Origin of the sequence: Emticicia aquatica, from assembly GCF_923079645.1 — a bacterium.
Classification (GTDB): Bacteria; Bacteroidota; Bacteroidia; order Cytophagales; family Spirosomataceae; genus Emticicia; species Emticicia aquatica.
This window is the reverse complement of the sequence record NZ_CAKLPY010000002.1, coordinates 731,531-751,422: the sequence shown is the minus strand read 5'-3', so window position 1 is coordinate 751,422 and position 19,892 is coordinate 731,531. Positions and strand designations below refer to the sequence as shown.

The following is a 19,892-nucleotide window of genomic DNA, read 5'->3' as shown; positions in this document are numbered from 1 at the left end:
TGCCAATTACCCAAAATATTTCACAAAAACACTCAAGAAAATGAAAATCAAAAATATATTATTAGGTTTGACAATCGCAGTTTTCTCTTTAACAAGTTGCGAAAAATCATTCGATGAACTAGAAAAAGACCCAAATCGCCCAGTTAATGCTCCAGCATCATTGGTTTTGAATGGAATCTTGAATGATATGTATAGTGTAACTGGAAGCCCGTGGGGAAGTCAACAACGCTACAATCAATTTTACTGCTCAAACTACGATTATTATGCAACCAACGAGTATAGTTGGACAACAACTGGGCTTAGCTTCTCAACGTTAAAAAACGTTATCAAAATGGAAGAAGAAGCTAAAGCTGCTGGTGGAGCAGAGGTAAATCCTTATACAGCTTTGGGTAAATTTTTCCGTGCTTATTTCTACGAAGATATGACAAAGCGTGTAGGAGATTTGCCTTTAACTGATGCTTTGAAAGGTTTGGATAACGCAACGCCTAAATACAATACACAAAAAGAAGTGTACGTACAAGTTTTAAAATGGCTCGACGAATCGAATGCTGATTTAACTACTTTAATTGCCAATGGTAATAAAACCCTTGCAGGAGATTTTTACTTAGGAAATAACCTTCGTCAATGGCAAAAAGTAGTAAACTCTTTCAAATTGAGAGTATTAGTGACTTTGAGTAAAAAAGAAACGGATGCTGACTTGAACATCAAAGCTCGTTTTGCTGAAATTGTTGGCAATCCAACCAAATTTCCGATAATGACAAGCATGGCTGATAATTTACAGTATATTCATAATACAGTAAATAAATATCCTCGTAATCCTGATAATTTTGGATTCAATGCTACGCGTGAAAATATGTCAAAAACGTACATAGATTTATTAGTTGACCGCAAAGACCCACGTTTGTTTATTGTTGCCGAACCAGCCGATGCAAAATTGAAAGCAGGTTTAAAAGCAACTGATTTTGCTGCTTATGTTGGTGCAAGTTCGGGCGAAGATTTAGCTGATATGTCAACAAAAGCCTTGAAAGGAGAATATTCTTTCTTAGGCAAAAAGAGATATTATAGCAATTATGTTGGTGAAGCAGTTGCAATTATTTCTTATACAGAAACTTGTTTTAACATTGCTGAAGGAATCAATCGTGGTTGGGCAACTGGCTCGGCAGAAGATTTTTATCTGAAAGGTATCTCTGCATCAATGAATTTTTACGGTGTTGATGCAACAGCGTTAAATACTTATTTAACAGGAGATTTAGTGAAATATACTGGCAATACTTCAAGTGGTTTGACCCAAATATTAACTCAAAAATACTTAGCTTTTGCACAAAATTCAGGTATGGAAGCTTGGTATAACCAACGTCGTACTGGAGTTCCAACTTTCTTAGTGGGTGTTGGTACCGGCAATAGTGGTAGAATTCCGAAACGTTGGCAATATCCATCTTCGGAGTTATCGACAAATAAAGATAATCTTAAATCAGCTTTGACAAGTCAATTTTCAGGCGGAAATGATGACATCAATGAATCAATTTGGTTATTAAAGTAGTTATAGTTCCATCATAGATTTAGTTTGTAAAGTAGCGAAACAACTGTTTCGCTACTTTTTTATGAATCAACATAAATTATGTCAAAATAAAATTCAAATGATTGTTATGACAAAAGTAATTAATGAAATTCGGCAACTTTTTGAAAGTCAAGGCAACGAAGAATATTATGGCGAAAACGTCAGTCAGTTTGAACACGCTGCTCAAGCTTCACTTTTAGCACAAAAGCAAGCATTTGATGAAGAGGTACAAATTGCCGCTTTTTTGCATGATATTGGGCATTTATTGCCAGTAAGTTCGCAAGAAGAGACAATGGAAGTTTATGGCCGAAAAGACCACGAATCAGTTGCTGCCGATTGGCTTCGTGAACGAGGTTTTTCGGAGAAAATAGCTGTTTTAATCGAAAATCATGTCAATGCCAAACGCTATTTATGTTTTGTCAATGAAGCATATTACAATAACTTATCTGATGCGAGCAAAAAAACTTTGGCGTTTCAAGGTGGGAAAATGACAGCCGAAGAAGCTAAAATTTTTGAACTAAACCCTTATTTTGAAACAATCATAAAAATGCGAAGATGGGATGAAGCCGCCAAAGTTGAAAACATAGAACTCCCAGATTTAGAATATTTTATCAATATTTGTAAAAAACATCTTTCCCCCTTCAAAAATACCAATGAAATATTTTTCTAAAATTATTTTTCTTTGCTTCTTTTTGGCGAGTCCAACGATTTTTGCCCAAACAAAAACCGAAAATGTGTTCATCATAATGACTGATGGTTTTCGTTGGCAAGAGGTTTTTGGTGGAGCTGATTCTATCTTGATTTTTAGCAAAGAATTTACGCCAGATTCGGCTCGAACTGTACAAAAGTTTTGGGCGAAAACCGCTACCGAACGCCGCGAAAAACTATTACCTTTTTTCTGGAATACATTAGCTAAACAAGGACAACTTTATGGCAATCGTTGGTTAGGAAATAAAGTCAATGTTTTGAATCCTTATTGGTTTTCGTATCCAGGTTATAACGAAGTTTTGACGGGTTATCCCGATGATAAAATAAATTCAAACAACAAAAATCAAAATGAAAATACAACCGTTTTGGAGTTTCTTAACAACCAACCAAAACTCAAGGGAAAAGTTGCCGCTTTTGGTACTTGGGATGTTTTTCCTTTTATCATCAACGAAAATAGGAGCGGAGTTCCTGTCAATGCAGGGGTTGAGACTGTAAAAGGGAAATTAAGTGAAAAAGAAGAGTTGTTGAATCAAATTCAGACTGATATTACGAGTTTTGCAAGCGATCGATTTGATTTCGTGACGTATCATTTGGCCAAAGAATATGTGAAGAAAAATACGCCAAAAGTGATGTTTTTATCGTTTGACGAAACTGATGAATTTGCCCATGAAGCCAAATATCGTGAATACCTTTTTGCTGCAAATAATTTTGATAAAAATGTTGCAGATTTATGGAATTTCTGCCAAAATCATCCGCAATATAAAGACAAAACAACTTTTATTTTCTTGACTGACCACGGTCGAGGTGACAAAATAAAAAAGCAATGGACGAGCCACGGACAGCGAGTTTCGGATTGTTATCAAATTTGGATTGCAGCCATCGGGCCTGATACAAAACCTTTAGGCGAAGTAAAAACTGAAGGTCAATTGTTTCAAAATCAAGTAGCTCGAACGGCCGCAAAATTATTAGGTTTTGATTTTATGAATGCCTCCGACACAGAAAAAAAACCAACTGGCGAAGCTATTTTGAGTATTTTGAAGTAGAAAGTTTAGCTAAATTCATGGCGTAACGTTAGCAAAATACGCCATGAATTAATTTTTTGCCCCATTCAAATGAATGATATTTAAAGTTTAGTTTATAACTTGCCTTCAATTTATAAATAATCAAAAACCTAAATTTTCACCGTCCTTCATTTTGGAACAAGAAAATACTTCATCGAATAACCGAGATTTTATTATTTCTTGTGCATTGACATTATTCGCACAACGAGGCTACGATGCCGTATCTGTGCGTGAAATAACCGAAATGGCCAAAATATCAAAACCAACGTTGTATCATTATTTTGGAAGCAAAGAAGGTTTACTAAAAATTGTGATTTCCGAAAAATTCACGCCATTTCTTTCTCTTTTAGAAATTGCTTCCAATTATAGTGGAGATTTGCCCAATTCTTTAGAAAAAGTGGTTGATGTTTATATCAATTTTGCGGAAATAAATCCAATCTGTTATCGCTTATTGTTGACTTTAGAAAACCCGCCTACGCAAAGTGATGTCCACGAAGTTGCTTTGCCTTTTTTAACTCGTCAGTACCAATTATTTGAAAACTTATTTGAGCGTGCTGCCGAAAATCATGGAAATATGGTGGGTAGAAAACAACTTTATGCGATGGGATTTTTGAGTTTAATTCATTCGGTCATTTCACGGTATTATCTTAGTAAAGAAGAACACATTCCTGATCAAATAAAATACGATATTATTAGACAGTTTTCTTACGGAATTTATTCATAATCGCTTTTTCTCAGCTATTTTTTTCTGCAATAACATTATTTTATCAAATTTTTTATACATTTGCATTTATATACCGAACGGTAGGTATATAAATGCAAATAAAATATGAACATAAAACCAACTTGGATTTCAAAAGCAATATTTTATCATATCTATCCTTTGGGATTGTGCGATGCTCCGCTTCAAGCAGCTTCATCAAGTCCACCAATTGAGCGATTAAATAAATTAATAGATTGGATTCCGAATATGACAAGTTTGGGTTGTAATACTTTGTATTTAGGGCCAGTTTTTGAGTCGAGTTCGCACGGATATGACACTGCTGATTATTACAATGTTGACAAAAGACTGGGTACAAATCAAACATTGAGAAATCTGAGTTTTCATTTAAGAAAAAATGGTATAAAACTGGTACTTGATGGCGTTTTTAACCATGTTGGAAGAGATTTTTGGGCTTTTAAAGACGTGCTTTCCAATGGCGAATCTTCTCGATTTAAAGATTGGTTTGCTGGAATAAACTTCAATAAAAGAAGTTCGTATGGCGATAATTTTAGTTATGATTGCTGGAGTGGACATTATGATTTAGTAAAACTAAATTTAAAAAATGAAGAGGTGAAAAGTCATATTTTCGGAGCAGTAGCGATGTGGATGGATGAGTTTGGCATTGATGGGCTACGTTTGGATGTTGCAGAAGTAATGGATAAATCTTTTTTAGCTGAATTAGCTGATTTTTGCCGAAAAAAGAAAGCAGGTTTTTGGTTAATGGGAGAAATGATTCACGGCGATTATAACCAATTGGCCAATAATAAAATGCTAGACTCAACAACCAATTATGAAGCTTACAAAGGATTATTTTCGAGCCATAACGAAGCAAATTATTTTGAAATCGCCTATACTTTCAATCGACAATTCGGTGAATATGGGATTTATAAAAACTTGCAATTATACAATTTTGCCGATAATCATGATGTAACTCGTGTTGCAAGTATTCTTCATAATGAGGCTCATTTATTCCCTTTATATGCCCTTTTATTTGCAATGCCTGGTATCCCGTCTGTCTATTATGGCAGCGAAAGGGGGCAAAAAGGCATTAAAAACAAGGATGATTCTACTTTACGCCCATCGCTTGAAATAATTCCTAATCATCTGAATCCGCCTATTTATAATTATATTCAGCAATTGGCAGTAATCAGGCATTCAAATATTGCTCTTCAAGAAGGGAAATACAAACAATTGTATTTGACACACCAGCAATTTGCTTTTTTGAGATATACCAATGAAGCGTTGGCTGTTGTGGCTGTAAATGCTGCTGAAAAGGCAGTTTCCGTAAAAGTATCAGTAAATTTGCCTAACGGAACATCAATGAAAGATTTGTTAGAACCAGAAAATCGAACAACAGTTTTTCAATCGGAAATAACCTTCAATATTCCGCCTTTTGGAGCGTGTTTTTTTGTCATTCAAGAATAAAATAATTAATACAATATTGGTACACGAAGTAGAATTTTCCATTTACTCAATTTATCCTTATATTTGAAGAAGTCATTTTATTCATTCATAACAAATCAAATTATGCTATTTTTTGTTCAGAAATCACGCAAAAAAATACTTTTCGTAGTTTTATCATTTGTAAGCGTCGCCTCAATTTCATATAGTTGCTTAGTTCCTGAAAAAGCAAAAGTAACAAAAACTGACACTACCGAAGCGGGTTCTGGCATTGACAGCGTTTTGATTGCTCAACTTGGAGCAGACGATTATGGTATGAAAAATTATGTAATGGCTTTTTTGAAAAAAGGGCCAAAACGTTGGATGCTTGATTCGGCAACTGCTGCGAATCTTCAGAAAGCCCACATGGAAAATATTGTTCGTTTGGCAGACGAAGGAAAATTGGTCGTTGCTGGCCCATTTTTGGATAATACTGAATTGAGAGGAATCTATGTTTTTAATGTAAAAAGCATTGAAGAAGCTCAGAAATTGTGTGAAACTGACCCCGCAATCAAAGCTGGTTCGTTAGAAATGGAATTGCATCCGTGGTACGGTTCGGCGGCTTTGCTGAAAGTAACAGAAATTCATGCCAAACTTGCTAAAAAACAGCCTTGAAAATGTTTATTAAAATTACTCATTTTTGTTTCTTTTGCTTGTTTATTCTGACTGGTCAAGTATGTGGGCAAAAGCTAAAAATCGTTGAAAAACCCATTATTTGGGATTCTACTCGAAGAGCATTGTCGTTAGAATACCTAAAAGAACGGCATGGAATATTACAAACAGAGCCAATAATTCAACCTAAAATGGTGGTTTGCCATTGGACAGCCATTTCAACGTTTGAAAAATCTTTTTTGGCTTTTAATTCGCCTTTATTACCTATTGCTCGTCCAGAACTGAAAAATGCTAGTCAATTAAATGTTTCTGCTCATTATTTGGTTGACCGTGACGGAACAATTTATCATCTGCTTCCTGATACGCTTTTAGCTCGCCATGTAATTGGCTTAAATTACTGTGCAATTGGCATCGAAAATGTGGGTGATGGCACAAAAAATCCGTTAACCGAAGCCCAGTTTTTGGCTAATTATTTGTTAATTAAGAGGTTACAAAAAAAGTATAAAATCGATTATCTCATTGGTCACCACGAATATACCAGATTTAAAGGTTCTTCGATTTGGAAAGAAACCGACCCAAATTATCAAACCATTAAATCAGACCCAGGTGATGAATTTATGAATCGTCTTCGTGCGAAATTCAAGAAACTCAAAAAAGACCCCATGCTGTAATTTTTTCATTTGAACAATCTCTTCCATAAAGCGTTATAAGTTTGTTATCTAAAGCTAAAAAAATGAATATTCTTATCACGGGTGGTACAGGAATGATTGGGCATCGCCTAACTGAGTTGCTGTTAGAAAAAGGTCATCGAGTTTCATATTTGAGTCGAAAAAAAGAAAAATTACCCAATGTAGAGGTTTTTCAATGGAATATTAAGAAAGGATTTATTGAAACTGGAGCTTTAGAAAATGCAGACTATGTGATTCATTTGGCCGGTGCAGGCATTGCAGATAAACGTTGGACAGAAAAACGAAAGCAAGAAATAATTGATTCAAGAATAGAACCTATTGAATTGATAAATAAGTATTTACAAGAAAAAAGTATTCGTTTAAAAGGTTTTATTTCGGCTTCGGCTATTGGATTTTATGGCGGTGATACAGGCGATAAAAAACTTGACGAAAGTAGTCAAGCTGGAAATGATTTTTTAGCAAAATGCACCAAACTTTGGGAAATTTCTGCACAACAAATTAGTGCTGCCGAAAGAGTTGTAAGCATCAGAATTGGCATTGTTTTGAGTGAAAAAGGAGTGGCATTGCCAAAGCTCGTTCTTCCAATTCGCTTTGGTTTTGGGGCCGCTTTAGGTAGTGGACAACAATTTATGTCGTGGATTCATATTGATGACCTTTGCCGAATATTTATTCAAGCCATTGAAAACCACACAATGCACGGAGCATTTAACGCGGTTTCTCCTAATCCAGTTACCAATCAAGTTATGACAAATGAAGCTGCAAAAGTGTTGAAAAGACCGCTTTGGTTGCCTAATGTACCAAGTTTTATTCTAAAATTAGTTTTCGGAGAAATGGGAATTGTCGTAACTGGTGGTAACTTTGTATTGAACAAACGGATTTCTCAAGAAACCAATTTTCAATATCAATTTACAAATATCAAAGAGGCTTTGACAGATTTGTTAGAAAAATAGTTTTTTCTCCATAGCAAAGTCGAATTATTATATCTAAAAAATGGCTTCTATATTTTCTAAAATCATCGCAGGTGAAATTCCTTGCCATAAAATTGCTGAAACCGACCAATATTTTGCATTTCTAGATGTTTTTCCTTGTGCAACTGGACATACGCTCGTTGTGCCAAAGCAAGAAATCGACTATTTGTTTGACCTAAATGATGAACTTTATGCTGGATTGATGGCTTTTGCGAAGCAAATCGAACCAGCCATTCGTCAAGCTGTACCTTGCAAGCGAGTTGGAGTTGCTGTTATTGGTTTAGAAGTACCTCACGCACATATTCATTTGATTCCGATGAATAGCATGAGTGACATGAATTTCAACAATAAATTAAAACTTTCGCAGGAAGAATTGGCCGAAACTGCGGCTAAAATCAGAAGCTTTCTACAATAAAATATGGAAATAATTTATGCTGTTGTTGTGGCGATAATACCATTGTTTTTATCGCTCAGATGTATTTTGTTACTTAGAAAAAACCCGAAAGTATCGGATTTTATGAAAAGTATAATCATTGCAATTTTGGGTGGAATTATCTTGGTTTCGATAAGTGTAAGTGTTCATCATTTTATGAGCCTCGAAACCGCCAAATCGAATATGAGCGTAGGTGTACTAACGAGTGTTCAATTGATTATGTCTGGTGTTGTATTTCTAGTTTCGAGGGTTTTGGATAAAATTTAAGTATTAATGTTTAAAATTACTTTAGTTTTCCCTTCAAAACCTCAAATTCTTTCCTTAAAGACGCATTTTTATACAAAATTTGGTAAGCAAAATCTGTAATAGGCATTTCTACTGCGTGTTTTTGCATCATTTCATATATACACTTTACAGCATAATAACCTTCTGCAATCATGTTCATTTCGAGTTGAGCTGCTTGTACACTGTATCCTCGTCCAATCATATTACCAAATGTCCGATTTCTACTAAACTGCGAGTAAGCTGTCACAAGTAAATCTCCTAAATATGCAGAGGCACTCAAATCACGTTCCATGGGAGCAATAACATCAACTACTCGTTTGATTTCCTGCATGGCATTTGATACCATAACTGCCTGAAAATTGTCTCCACCACCTAACCCATGCGTAATCCCGCAGGCAAGAGCTACGATATTTTTCATAACGGCAGCATATTCTACACCATAAATATCAGACAAAACAGATGTTTTTACGAAGCGACAACGCATCAAATCGGCAAATTCGGTTGCCAACTTAATATTCGGGGAAGCAATGGTGAGATACGATTGTTTTTCAAGAGCAACTTCTTCAGCATGACAAGGTCCAGCAATGATCCCCATATTTTGGTGAGAAACGGCATATTTATCAGCCAAAAAATCGGTTATTAATTGGTTATTTTCAGGAATCATACCTTTGATAGCCGAAATGATTTTTTTATCTTCTAAATTGCTTTCAGTCAATGATTTAACAGCATCTGTAACAAAAGCTGCAGGTACAGCCAAAATCACCCATTCGGTGCCACGTAAAGCTTCTTTGAGATTAGTATAGGGTTTCACATTTGAAGGATGAATCTCAACGCTGCTCAAATAATTTGGATTATGATGGTGTTTTTTGATATGTTCAACATCTTCTATACTTCGCATCCACCATTTTATATGTACATTTCCTTCGCTTAGAATTTTGACTATTGCTGTTGCCCAGCTTCCTCCACCAATTACAGTAATTTTCATAAAATCCACGTTTCTTTATTCTTCCGCATTTATGATGCTAAGTAAATTAAAAGACCTGAATAAAAAAAGAGATTGTCACTCGACAATCTCTTTTTTAGTATTAGTTAAGATCCAAGATTAGTCTTTTTTCTTTTCTTTATCATCTTTTTTCTCTACCTTTTTGGTAACAATGTCTCCGTCTTTCAATTTTTTAGAAACGGCAATGAATGGTCCTGAAACGATTTCTTCACCAACTTTTAAGCCTTCAATTACTTCAATTGTTCCAGCAGATGTGTCAGTAATACCAGTTTTCACTTCACGCATTTTTACTTTGTCTTTATCGTGAATAAAGACAACTTCTTTAGGTTTATCTTTTTTCGTTGTTTTAGGTTCTTCGGTTGGTGTTTGATTGTTTGGCCCTTGGTTTTCTTCTTTTACTACGTTATCATTAGCTCCACGCGTAGTTACGGCAGCAATAGGCACACTCAAAACACCTAATTTTTTCTCTGTCACGATGTCAACTGTTGCCGTCATTCCTGGCTTGAAAGGATATACTTTCTTAGCTTTACGGTCAATTAGTTCACGGTAAGATTGAGGTAAAATTCTGATTCGTACTTCAAATTCTGTTACTGCATCAGTCGATGCTGCGGCTAATGAACTTGTTCCAGAACCGTTGGCAGTATTGGCTATTTCAGTCACGATTCCTTTGAATTTCTTGCCAGTCATAGCGTAAGAATCAACGTCAATAATTGCAGTATCGCCCAAACTCACACGTACAATGTCATTCTCGTTGACATTTATTCTAACTTCCATGTTATTCAAATTCGCAATACGAAGAATTTCAGTTCCTGCCATTTGTGACGTTCCAACAACTCTTTCGCCTAATTCAACGGCTAATTTTGAAACTATTCCGCTCATTGGAGCATAAATACTCGTTTTACGTAAATTTTCTGAGGCATCTTTTAAGCCAGCTTCTGCACTTTTTACGTTAAATTTAGATGCTTCAACACTTGATTTGGCCGCCTCCAAATCTTGTTTGGCTACTTTTAAATTGGTTTCTGCAATTTCTAAATCAGAAGCCGATACAACTTTGTCGTCAAATAATCTCTTTTGACGGTTATATTCGGCTTGTGTTCTTACTAAACGAGCCTCAGCTTGAGCAATCGAAGATTTAGCTTGTTCGGCATTTGCTTTGGTTTGATTAACTACAGCTTCAGCACGTTGGGTAATTGAAATGTAGTTTTCTGGTTGAATTTTCAATAAAAGTTGGCCTTTTTTTACAGAATCTCCTTCTTTTACATACAACGCAATGATTTCACCAGGAACGTCAGGTGTTATTTTTACTTCAACTTCAGGCTGAATTTTTCCTGATGCTGAAACCGTTTCTGTAATGTCGGATTTGCCAACTTTCACAAATTCTACTTCGGTTGGTTTTTCTTTGCCAATCCAACCTTGCGATTTTGCAACCAATAAAAATATAATAAGTAGGGCAACTACGCCACCCAAAATCAACCAGAGTCTATTTGATTTTTTCATTGAGAAAAATAATTTATAAAAAGTAATTTTTTAACTATAAAAGCCAACGATTAAAACCGATTTCTTAGAAACTAAGTGGCTTATTTTGATAATAATCTAAAATCTTGATTCGGAAAATATAATCGTATTTCGCTTGAATTTGGTTTGTTCTAGCACGGTCAAGGTTTGTTTTTGAAATACTGTAATCTAAAGCATTCAATGAACCAACATTAAATTTCGATTCAGCCGCTCTAAACGACTCTTCTAATGCTCTTACTTGATTGCCAAGTGCTGAATATCTTTTGGCCGAATTTGTAAGGTTTACATAAGCTTGGTCAATATCTTGACGGAGACGTAAACGTACATTTTGTGCTTGTAATTCGCTTTGTTTTTGATTAATCTGTGCCGTTGTCAAGCGGAATTTTGTGCTGTATCCATTAAAAATAGGAATCCTCACACTCAAACCTAATGAGGCATTGCTATTTCCACCTAATTGACGGAAATAATTAATTTTCTCGCTCGTAGAACTCGAAGTAGGCAAATATGCAATAACTGGATAACGAGTTCCTGCCACATTTACATAACCAGCTTCGGTTTCAATAATTTTTTGAGTAACACTCACATTTTCGGCTGCTGTCGAATAAGATGAATTTAAGTTTGCACTTGCCGAAATAACAGGCATTTTCAAACCTTTGGCAATATCAACAGATTTGCTAGAAGCTTTTACTCGCATATCTGCCGCTTGGACATCAGCTAGAAAACTCTGAGCAATTTCATAAACTTGTGCAGGTGAGCTAGGATAAGGCTGTATATTTGGATTAGGAACTTCTACTCTAACTACCTCAATGTCACGGTCAGCACCAGCATTCATTAACTGTTTCAATGTTAATTTTGCGGAAATAATCGCATTTTCTGCATTGACAACACTCACTTCGTCGTTGGCTAATTGTGCTTTAATATCATATAAATTAGTTTCAGGTAATGAACCCGCATTGACTAATTTTTGAGTTCTTTCGAGTTGTGTTTGTGTTACTTCCATTTGACGTTGGGCAACGGCCAATATGTCTTGCTGCGAAAGAACATTCAAATAACCAACCACAATATTGAGTGTAATTTGATTTTTCATCGCTTGCAAATCAAGTCGTGATGCTTCCAAATTCAATTGATTTAAAGCAATTCCATTACGAGTTTGATAGCCATCAAAAAGCGTAACAGCACTATTTAAACCAAAACCATTCGACCCAACGGTGTTAGTAATGATACCATTGGTATATGGGTTAATATTTCGACCAGAAAATAGGTTGAAGTTTGTACCGCCGTTTATGGTAGGATATTTTGCCCACTTCGATTGCTCGAGTGTATTGAGACCCTGCTCAACTTGGAGGCTGTTTTGCTTGATAGAAAGATTGTTCTTCAATGCAAAATCAATGGCATCTTGCAAAGTTACTTTTTCTCCGCTTGAGCTTGTGCTATTTCCACCAGCTGAAACAGCAGATGTTTGTGCAAAAGTAAGCGTGTTGGCAAGAAGAAAAGTTGAAAGTAAAATTTTAGCTATTTTCATACTGAAATTAAGATTCTAAAGTCAAAATACTTCATGCCAAAAATAACTATTGGCCGCTTTGACACAACAATCTTACGAAAGATTCGTATATGCCTGCTACAAGAAATGGATAAACGGTTTTATTGAAGTTTGGAGGTACGTTAGGCTATTTTAAGGAAAGATGATATTTATTAAAAAAGGGAAATGACCTAATGTCACTTCCCTTTTTTAGTCGGTCAAATATACTTATTTTGATAATTCTTTGGCTCTACTTTCAGCGGCTAAAATACCTTTTGTGATACCTTCAGGAATATTATTTTCTTCAAAAGTTCGCAATGCTGCTTCGGTTGTTCCTCCTTTTGAAGCCACAGCTTTTATCAAATCATCAAGGCTTTGTTCGGCATTGTTTATCAAATGATAAGAACCAAGCATTGTTTGTTTTACCAATAAACTTGCCATCCCTTCGTCGAAACCCATTTTTTTTCCAGCTTCAATCATGTGTTTTACTATATAATAAAAATACGCTGGGCCACTTCCACTCAATGCTGTTACGGCATCAATCATACCTTCGTCTTCCAAATATACTGAGCGGCCCGTTGCATTAATTAGGTTCTCAACTTTACGCAGTTTTGGTGCATCTACTTCTGGCGAAGCCGTAAAACCAGTAATACCCATGCCGAGCATTGCTGGCGTATTTGGCATTGCACGAACCACCAATTTATGGTCAAGAACCGATTGGATTTTTGTCATCGGAACGCCAGCCATGATTGATAAAATCACTTGTTGTGGTTGAAGCACTGCACGAAGTTCGTCTTGAACTGAAGCAAAATCTTGGGGTTTTACTGAAAGTATAATTAATTCATAATCAGCAATTTGCGAGTTTATTACACTCACAACCATGCCTTCTTTAGCAGTTTTTAAAGCTTCGCTACGTTCTTGGCTTTTTTCGATTAATAATAAATCTTCTTTTTTTACTAAATCATATTGCAAAAAAGAGCGGGCAAAAGCCATACCCATATTTCCACAACCAATAATGGCAATTTTCATGTTAAAAAGTCTCTTAACCCTAAAAAGAGGAAGGTTTTATTGAAAATAGAGTCTTTTAGGGAAAAAGACCCTTTTTAAAACACAAAAATAGAAAGTTCATCGCTCACAATCAATGACTTATTTATCTAAATGATAAAAACTCAACACATCACCCATTAAATTTTGTTTTTTAGAAATTGAAATATTTTTTGGCAAAATAGGAGCTAAAACACCTTTTCGTAATTGATTTTGACTACGAAAAACCCTGATTTCATCAAAAAGTTGAGCATCAATAAAACTTTGTAAAAGCTTTGTGCCACCTTCCACGATAATTGATTGAATTTTTTCTTGATTTAATTCTTCAAACTGAGTTGGATTTGACATAATTATTGTCTTTATCGAACCATCAAATAAATGCAAATTTTTGGGCAAACGGGCATTTTTATCAATCACTATTCGCACAGGATTTTTTCCAGTCCATTCTCTTACATTCAATTTAGGATTATCGAATAAAGCAGTATTTGTGCCAACCATAATCGCATCTTCTTCGCTCCGCCATTTGTGCGAAAGTTTGTGCGAAAGGCTATTGCTGATTTTTATTTGTTCAAAATTTTCGCCTGCAATAAAGCCATCTTCAGACTCGGCCCATTTTAGAATAATATACGGCCGATGTTTTTCAACAACCGTAAAAAAGCGTGCATTTAATGCCTGACCTTTTTCTTCTAAAACACCTGTAACAACCTCAATACCAGCTTCTTGTAGTTTTTTAATTCCTTTTCCCGCTACTAAAGGAAACGGGTCGAAGTTACAAATAACCACTCTTTTAAGCTGATGTTTTACCAATAAATCGGCACAAGGCGGTGTTTTGCCAAAGTGCGAACAAGGCTCTAGCGTAACGTAGGCGGTTGCCTCAGAAAGCATTGATTTATCTGTAACTGCGTTTACTGCGTTTACTTCGGCGTGCCAATCGCCATATTTTTTGTGCCATCCTTCGCCAATAATTAGGTCATTATGCACAATTACGCAGCCCACCATCGGATTTGGACTAACGTTGCCTCGACCAATTTCGGCCAATTGTAAGGCACGCAACATATATTTTTCGTCGTTACTCAATGTTTGAATTAGTGAATGATATTTTTAGTGAATAATTTTACGGCAAAAAAACTTTTAAATGGCAAAAATTTCCAGCAAAATACTTTTCGATGATTTATTACACCAAATTACGGCTTATGAAAGGCAAGAAGCAAAAGAAATTGTTTTTTGGTTGCTAGAATTTTATTTAGGCATAAAAAAAATAGATATTCTTGGTGAGAAACCAGTCGAAAATATGATAGATTGGCCTAAAATTATCGAAAGATTAAATACGAACGAACCGATTCAATATATTTTGGGTGAAACTGAATTTTATGGAAGAAAATTTATTGTCAACCAATCGGTGTTGATTCCTAGACCCGAAACGGAAGAATTGGTGAATTTCGTGATAAATAAAAAAAGCAATACAGAATTTCAAACTTCAGATTTAGCACCGACAATTCTCGACATCGGTACAGGAAGTGGTTGTATTGCCATTTCACTGGCAAAAGAGCTGCAAAATTTTAAGATTTTTGCGTACGATATTTCAGAAAATGCCCTTGAAACAGCTCAACAAAATGCAACATTAAACGCCACTAAAGTGCATTTTGAGAAGGTTGATATTTTAGCAACAAGAAATGAAAAGTTAGCAACAAAATTTGATGTTATCGTTAGCAATCCACCGTACGTTATGAAACAAGAAATAGATAAAATGCAGAAAAATGTTTTGGATTTTGAACCACATTTAGCACTTTTTGTGGAAGACCATGACCCATTGATTTTTTACGAAGCTATTGCCGATTTTGCTTGGATTAACTTAAATAATAATGGATTAGTTGCCGTAGAAATAAATGAAGCATTGGGAAAAAAAACTGCCGAAGTTTTCATGAAAAAAGGCTTTTCGCAGGTAGAAATAGTTAAAGATATTCATCAGAAAGAGAGGTTTGTTAGTGCGGTTTTATGCAAAAAAGATTAAAATGATAGTATGGTTTTAATGCTTTTTCTTAACTTCACGTTTTAAAAACTAAATACTTTTTTGACAAATTGTCAAATCACGCCACAAACAAATGGAAACTTCAAGGATTTTACATAAAAAAATAAGAGACGTTTTTTCGGAAACGGGCAAAGTTGTAATTGGTCAAGAACGGTTAATTAATCGCTTGTTGATTGGGCTTTTTACGGGCGGGCATATCTTACTCGAGGGTGTTCCTGGGTTAGCTAAAACCAAGACTATCAATACTTTAGCAAAAGTATTGGATTTGGGCTTTAACCGTATTCAATTTACTCCAGACTTACTTCCTGCCGACCTTGTGGGAACGATGATATATAACCAAAAATCAGGTGATTTTGAGGTGAAAAAAGGGCCAATTTTTGCCAATTTGATTTTGGCTGATGAAGTGAATAGAGCTCCCGCCAAAGTGCAGTCGGCATTGTTGGAAGCGATGGCCGAAAAACAAGTAACAATCGGCGATGAATCGCATCAACTTGATCGCCCATTTATGGTAATGGCCACACAAAACCCTGTTGAACAAGAAGGAACGTATCCATTGCCAGAAGCTCAAGTTGACCGTTTTATGATGAAAGTTTTTGTTGATTATCTCAATAAAAACGATGAGTTAGAAATGGTACGAAAAATAGCCAATCTCAACGAAAACTATGTTCCGAAGCCTATTCTTGATAAAGAAGAAATTGCAGCAATTGGACAAGAAATTAACCGAATAACGATTTCGGAAATGCTCGAACGTTATATCATTGAGCTAGTTTTTGCTACCCGTCGCCCAGCCGAATATGGCTTGAAAGACGAAGCTCGTTACATACAATTTGGAGTTTCGCCACGAGCAGGAATTTCTCTTTATAATGCTGCAAAAGCCCTCGCATATTTTGATGAACGTGATTACGTTTTGCCAGAAGATATTAAAGCCCTTGTACATGATGTTTTCAACCACCGAATTATCTTAAATTACGAAGCCGAAGCCGACGGACTCACCACTCGTGAAGTGATTGATAACGTATTGAAACGTGTGGCGATTGGGAGGTGATTTTTTTCCGCAGATTTAGTTTTCAAACCTGCGGAAACCCATTTCTACTCATAAATCACGCTCAACAACTCAGCCACACAAGCAGGTTTTTCGGAACCTTCTAATTCAAAAATAGCATCAACGATGAGTTTTGCACCGCTTGGCTGCATATCTTCTACATCTTTCAAAGTTGCTTTCATACGCACTCGACTACCAACTGGCACGGGTGAGATAAAGCGTACTTTATTTGTTCCATAATTAAGTCCCATTTTGGCGGATTCTACCTTAAACATTTCGTACATGAATTTTGGCGAAAACGAAAGCGACAAAAATCCATGAGCAATTGTACTGCCAAATGGCGAAAGTTTGGCTTTCTCAATATCTACATGAATCCATTGGTCATCTAAAGTTGCTTTGGCAAAATCATTGATTTTTTCTTGCGTAAGTGTTTGCCAACCTGATGTACCGAGTGCTTTTCCTATATGGGTTTTGAGAGCTGCTAAATCTTTGAAAACCAACATACCAGGAGGCTCAACTTTAGGTGTTTCAATTTCCAAAACGGTACTTTCTTTGGGTGAAGGAGTAATAAAATTGGGCATTTTTATGTCATCCGACATTACTACAACGGCTTTTCCAATAACTTTTCGATTCATCAAATCACGTAACGAATCTGCCGCATTTTCGAGCGAATACAATTGATGAATGTGTGGCCGTAAAGCTCCTTTCATAAAATACCCTGCCAATTCTTGAATATTTTTGAAGTTTTGAGTAGCCTCTTTTTCTGCAAATTGTCCCCAAAAAACACCAACAATAGAACAACCCTTCAGCAAAGCTAGATTTAAAGCTATTTTTGGAATTTCGCCCGCAGCAAAACCAACCACCAAATAGCGTCCTTTCCATGCAATCGAACGCAAAGCTGGTTCTGCATATTTATCGCCAACAGCATCGTAAATTACATCAACGCCTTTGCCTTCGGTGAAAGTTTTTATTTTTTCTCGCAAATCTTCAGTCGTATAATTTATTGTAAAATCAGCCCCTTTTTCAAGGCAAACTGCTAATTTTTCGTCACTAGATGCCGCCGCAATAACTTTTGCTCCCATCAATTTGCCTAGTTCGACGGCAGCCAAACCAACGCCACCTGCCGCTCCTAAAACTAGCAAAGTTTCACCTGCTTTCAATTCGGCTCGGTCTTTTAAAGCATGATACGAAGTGCCATAATTATACATCACCGAAGCAGCCGTGACGAAATCCATTTTTGGTAACATCGGAAAAACCCGTCGGGCATCAACCAAAACTTCTTCGGCCATGCCACCCCAACCAGTCATCGCAAAAACTTTATCGCCGACTTTGAGATGTTTTACACCGTCGCCAACTTCTTTGACAATTCCAGAAACTTCTCCTCCAGGCGAAAAAGGTAAAGCAGGTTTAAATTGATAAAGATTCTGAATAATTAAAGTATCAGGAAAATTGACGCTACAAGCCATTACGCTAATAACAACTTTGCCAGTTTCGGCGTGTAATGGTTCGAGATTTTCAAGAATAAGCGTATCGGGCGTGCCAAATTGTTTACAAAGAAGGGCTTTCATTGGTTAATAATTTTAGGTTGATTTTACAAAAAACGTAATTAATAGATTCATTTTTTACTTTTTTTATTCATTTATTTCTTAACTTTTCAAAAAAAACTATCTTTGCCCCACTTTCCTATAAATTCTAATGTCCTATGCTTTACTACTTATTTACTTACCTTGACAAAGTTCTCAATTTTCCTGGAGCAGGAGTGTTTCAATACATCACTTTTCGTGCCATGGGAGCCATTGTTTTCTCTTTGATGATTGCATCAATTTATGGAAAACGAATTATTTTATTACTTCAAAATTTGCAGATTGGAGAGTCAATTCGTGACCTTGGTTTACAAGGACAAATGCAAAAAAAAGGAACACCTACTATGGGTGGCTTTATTATCTTAGCTTCTTTGATGATTCCTGTGTTACTTTTTGCCAAACTTGATAATGTCTATATTGTGTTGCTTATCATTGCAACTTTATGGACTTGCGGCATTGGTTTTGCTGATGATTATATCAAGGTTTTCAAGAAAGACAAAGAAGGTTTGAAAGGTCGTTTCAAGATTATTGGACAAGTTGGACTTGGATTAATTGTTGGTTTGACGCTCTATTTTAATGAAAATGTAAAAATCAGGGTTTATGAAAAAGGCAAAATAAGCACAGCAGTTGGCGAAATTCAGAAATATACTGATACACATTCGTTGACCACAACAATACCTTTTTTCAAAAATAATGAAATTGATTACCATATTTTTGGTAGTTTTCTGCCAGAAAGTTTAGCATGGTTGCCGTATGTGCTGGTTGTTATTTTTATTATTACGGCGGTTTCAAACGGAGCTAATATTACTGATGGAATTGACGGTTTAGCAGCTGGAACTTCAGCAATTATTGGTATTACTTTGGCTGTTTTTGCTTATTTATCAGGAAACAAAGTTTTTGCTCAATACCTCAATTTAATGATGATTCCGAATTCTGGTGAAGTCGTGATATTTTGTGCCGCCTTTGTTGGTGCTTGTATAGGATTTTTGTGGTATAATGCTTATCCAGCACAAGTTTTTATGGGTGATACTGGTAGTTTAATGCTCGGAAGTATCATTGCGGTGTTGGCTTTAGCGTTAAGAAAAGAATTATTAATTCCAGTAATGTGCGGCATATTTTTGATTGAAAACCTTTCGGTAATACTACAAGTGGCTTACTTCAAATATCAGCGTCGTCAACATGGACTGGAGTTTGCTCAGAAAAACCGACTATTTTTGATGTCTCCTTTGCATCATCATTATCAAAAGAAAGGTTATCATGAAGCAAAAATTGTTACTCGTTTCTGGATTGTGGGAATCGTTTTGGCGGTTGCTTGTTTGGTAACTTTAAAATTGAGATAATTCGTTCGATTTCTAAAATCAAATACTAGGTAGCATCAAAAACTTCTTTTGTGGTTTTATAAACTCAAAAGAAGTTTTTTTATGTCCTATAATATTTTACACAATGGATATTCCTTGTACAACAACAAGATAATCAAAACAATTTGTAAAAATCTTTGCTTTTTTGAAACATAAACTCTACTTTTGCACTCCGATTTTCGATAGTTGTGCAAACTTCGGTCGATGCGGGTAAAATTCAGCTATTAGTCTTGACGTCATTCGTGCCGTCGCTTCCCCTGACTAATAGCGAATTTTTAAAAG

The 19,892-nt window shown here is 35.8% G+C and carries 19 protein-coding genes; 13 read left to right on the top strand and 6 right to left on the bottom strand.

Annotated elements, in window-relative coordinates; all coding sequences use genetic code 11:
- The first annotated feature begins 40 nt into the window (after positions 1–40).
- The 10 genes from MJQ71_RS12870 to MJQ71_RS12825 all read left to right on the top strand — a co-directional run bounded on the left by MJQ71_RS12870 (position 41) and on the right by MJQ71_RS12825 (position 8,499).
- On the top strand, positions 41–1,540 hold the full coding sequence (locus tag MJQ71_RS12870) for a SusD/RagB family nutrient-binding outer membrane lipoprotein (RefSeq protein ID WP_238807032.1): 1,500 nt from the start codon (positions 41–43) through the stop codon (positions 1,538–1,540).
- A gap of 106 nt (positions 1,541–1,646) precedes the next feature.
- Positions 1,647–2,228 carry a phosphonate degradation HD-domain oxygenase gene (locus tag MJQ71_RS12865; protein ID WP_238807031.1) on the top strand — a complete coding sequence of 194 codons (582 nt, stop codon included), beginning with the start codon at positions 1,647–1,649 and terminating at the stop codon, positions 2,226–2,228.
- The gene (locus MJQ71_RS12860; protein ID WP_238807030.1) at positions 2,212–3,309 is read left to right on the top strand and encodes an alkaline phosphatase family protein; all 1,098 of its coding nucleotides are present in this window, start codon (positions 2,212–2,214) and stop codon (positions 3,307–3,309) included. The genes MJQ71_RS12865 and MJQ71_RS12860 overlap by 17 nt, the downstream gene beginning before the upstream one ends.
- Before the next feature lie 151 nt (positions 3,310–3,460).
- Entirely contained in the window at positions 3,461–4,051 is a 591-nt protein-coding gene (locus MJQ71_RS12855; protein WP_238807029.1) for a TetR/AcrR family transcriptional regulator, read from the top strand.
- Positions 4,052–4,156: 105 nt separating this feature from the next.
- Positions 4,157–5,515: an alpha-amylase family glycosyl hydrolase gene (locus tag MJQ71_RS12850; RefSeq protein WP_238807028.1), complete on the top strand. Its 1,359-nt coding sequence runs from the start codon at positions 4,157–4,159 to the stop codon at positions 5,513–5,515.
- A gap of 102 nt (positions 5,516–5,617) precedes the next feature.
- Positions 5,618–6,145, top strand: a complete 528-nt coding sequence (locus MJQ71_RS12845; RefSeq protein WP_238807027.1) for a YciI family protein — start codon at positions 5,618–5,620, stop codon at positions 6,143–6,145.
- A 2-nt stretch (positions 6,146–6,147) separates the two neighbouring features.
- Positions 6,148–6,813, top strand: coding sequence for a peptidoglycan recognition protein family protein (locus MJQ71_RS12840; protein WP_238807026.1), 666 nt, complete (start codon positions 6,148–6,150; stop codon positions 6,811–6,813).
- A gap of 62 nt (positions 6,814–6,875) precedes the next feature.
- Positions 6,876–7,781: a TIGR01777 family oxidoreductase gene (locus MJQ71_RS12835; RefSeq protein ID WP_238807025.1), complete on the top strand. Its 906-nt coding sequence runs from the start codon at positions 6,876–6,878 to the stop codon at positions 7,779–7,781.
- A gap of 40 nt (positions 7,782–7,821) precedes the next feature.
- Entirely contained in the window at positions 7,822–8,214 is a 393-nt protein-coding gene (locus MJQ71_RS12830) for an HIT family protein (protein ID WP_238807024.1), read from the top strand.
- Positions 8,215–8,316: 102 nt separating this feature from the next.
- Entirely contained in the window at positions 8,317–8,499 is a 183-nt protein-coding gene (locus MJQ71_RS12825; RefSeq protein WP_238807023.1) for a hypothetical protein, read from the top strand.
- A 16-nt stretch (positions 8,500–8,515) separates the two neighbouring features.
- Here the strand turns inward: MJQ71_RS12825 and MJQ71_RS12820 are convergent, their stop codons facing one another.
- The 5 genes from MJQ71_RS12820 to ribD form a co-directional block, all read right to left on the bottom strand.
- The gene (locus MJQ71_RS12820; RefSeq protein ID WP_238807022.1) at positions 8,516–9,502 is read right to left on the bottom strand and encodes an NAD(P)H-dependent glycerol-3-phosphate dehydrogenase; all 987 of its coding nucleotides are present in this window, start codon (positions 9,500–9,502) and stop codon (positions 8,516–8,518) included.
- 117 nt (positions 9,503–9,619) lie between these two features.
- A complete protein-coding gene (locus MJQ71_RS12815) occupies positions 9,620–11,017 on the bottom strand; it encodes an efflux RND transporter periplasmic adaptor subunit (RefSeq protein WP_238807021.1) in 1,398 nt (465 codons plus the stop codon).
- Positions 11,018–11,081: 64 nt separating this feature from the next.
- A complete protein-coding gene (locus MJQ71_RS12810; protein WP_238807020.1) occupies positions 11,082–12,557 on the bottom strand; it encodes a TolC family protein in 1,476 nt (491 codons plus the stop codon).
- 225 nt (positions 12,558–12,782) lie between these two features.
- Entirely contained in the window at positions 12,783–13,583 is an 801-nt protein-coding gene (proC, locus tag MJQ71_RS12805) for a pyrroline-5-carboxylate reductase (protein WP_238807019.1), read from the bottom strand.
- 117 nt (positions 13,584–13,700) lie between these two features.
- Positions 13,701–14,675 carry a bifunctional diaminohydroxyphosphoribosylaminopyrimidine deaminase/5-amino-6-(5-phosphoribosylamino)uracil reductase RibD gene (gene ribD / locus MJQ71_RS12800; RefSeq protein ID WP_238807018.1) on the bottom strand — a complete coding sequence of 325 codons (975 nt, stop codon included), beginning with the start codon at positions 14,673–14,675 and terminating at the stop codon, positions 13,701–13,703.
- A gap of 58 nt (positions 14,676–14,733) precedes the next feature.
- Between ribD and prmC the strand changes: the two genes are divergently transcribed.
- Both prmC and MJQ71_RS12790 read left to right on the top strand, forming a co-directional pair.
- The gene (gene prmC, locus MJQ71_RS12795; protein WP_238807017.1) at positions 14,734–15,609 is read left to right on the top strand and encodes a peptide chain release factor N(5)-glutamine methyltransferase; all 876 of its coding nucleotides are present in this window, start codon (positions 14,734–14,736) and stop codon (positions 15,607–15,609) included.
- 91 nt (positions 15,610–15,700) lie between these two features.
- The gene (locus tag MJQ71_RS12790) at positions 15,701–16,672 is read left to right on the top strand and encodes an AAA family ATPase (protein WP_238807016.1); all 972 of its coding nucleotides are present in this window, start codon (positions 15,701–15,703) and stop codon (positions 16,670–16,672) included.
- A gap of 44 nt (positions 16,673–16,716) precedes the next feature.
- Here the strand turns inward: MJQ71_RS12790 and MJQ71_RS20905 are convergent, their stop codons facing one another.
- Positions 16,717–18,237, bottom strand: coding sequence for a zinc-binding dehydrogenase (locus MJQ71_RS20905; protein ID WP_290370180.1), 1,521 nt, complete (start codon positions 18,235–18,237; stop codon positions 16,717–16,719).
- Between the two features lie 134 nt (positions 18,238–18,371).
- On the opposite strand from MJQ71_RS20905, the gene mraY reads away from it, so the two are divergent.
- Entirely contained in the window at positions 18,372–19,592 is a 1,221-nt protein-coding gene (mraY, locus tag MJQ71_RS12775) for a phospho-N-acetylmuramoyl-pentapeptide-transferase (RefSeq protein ID WP_238807015.1), read from the top strand.
- Positions 19,593–19,892: the final 300 nt, after the last annotated feature.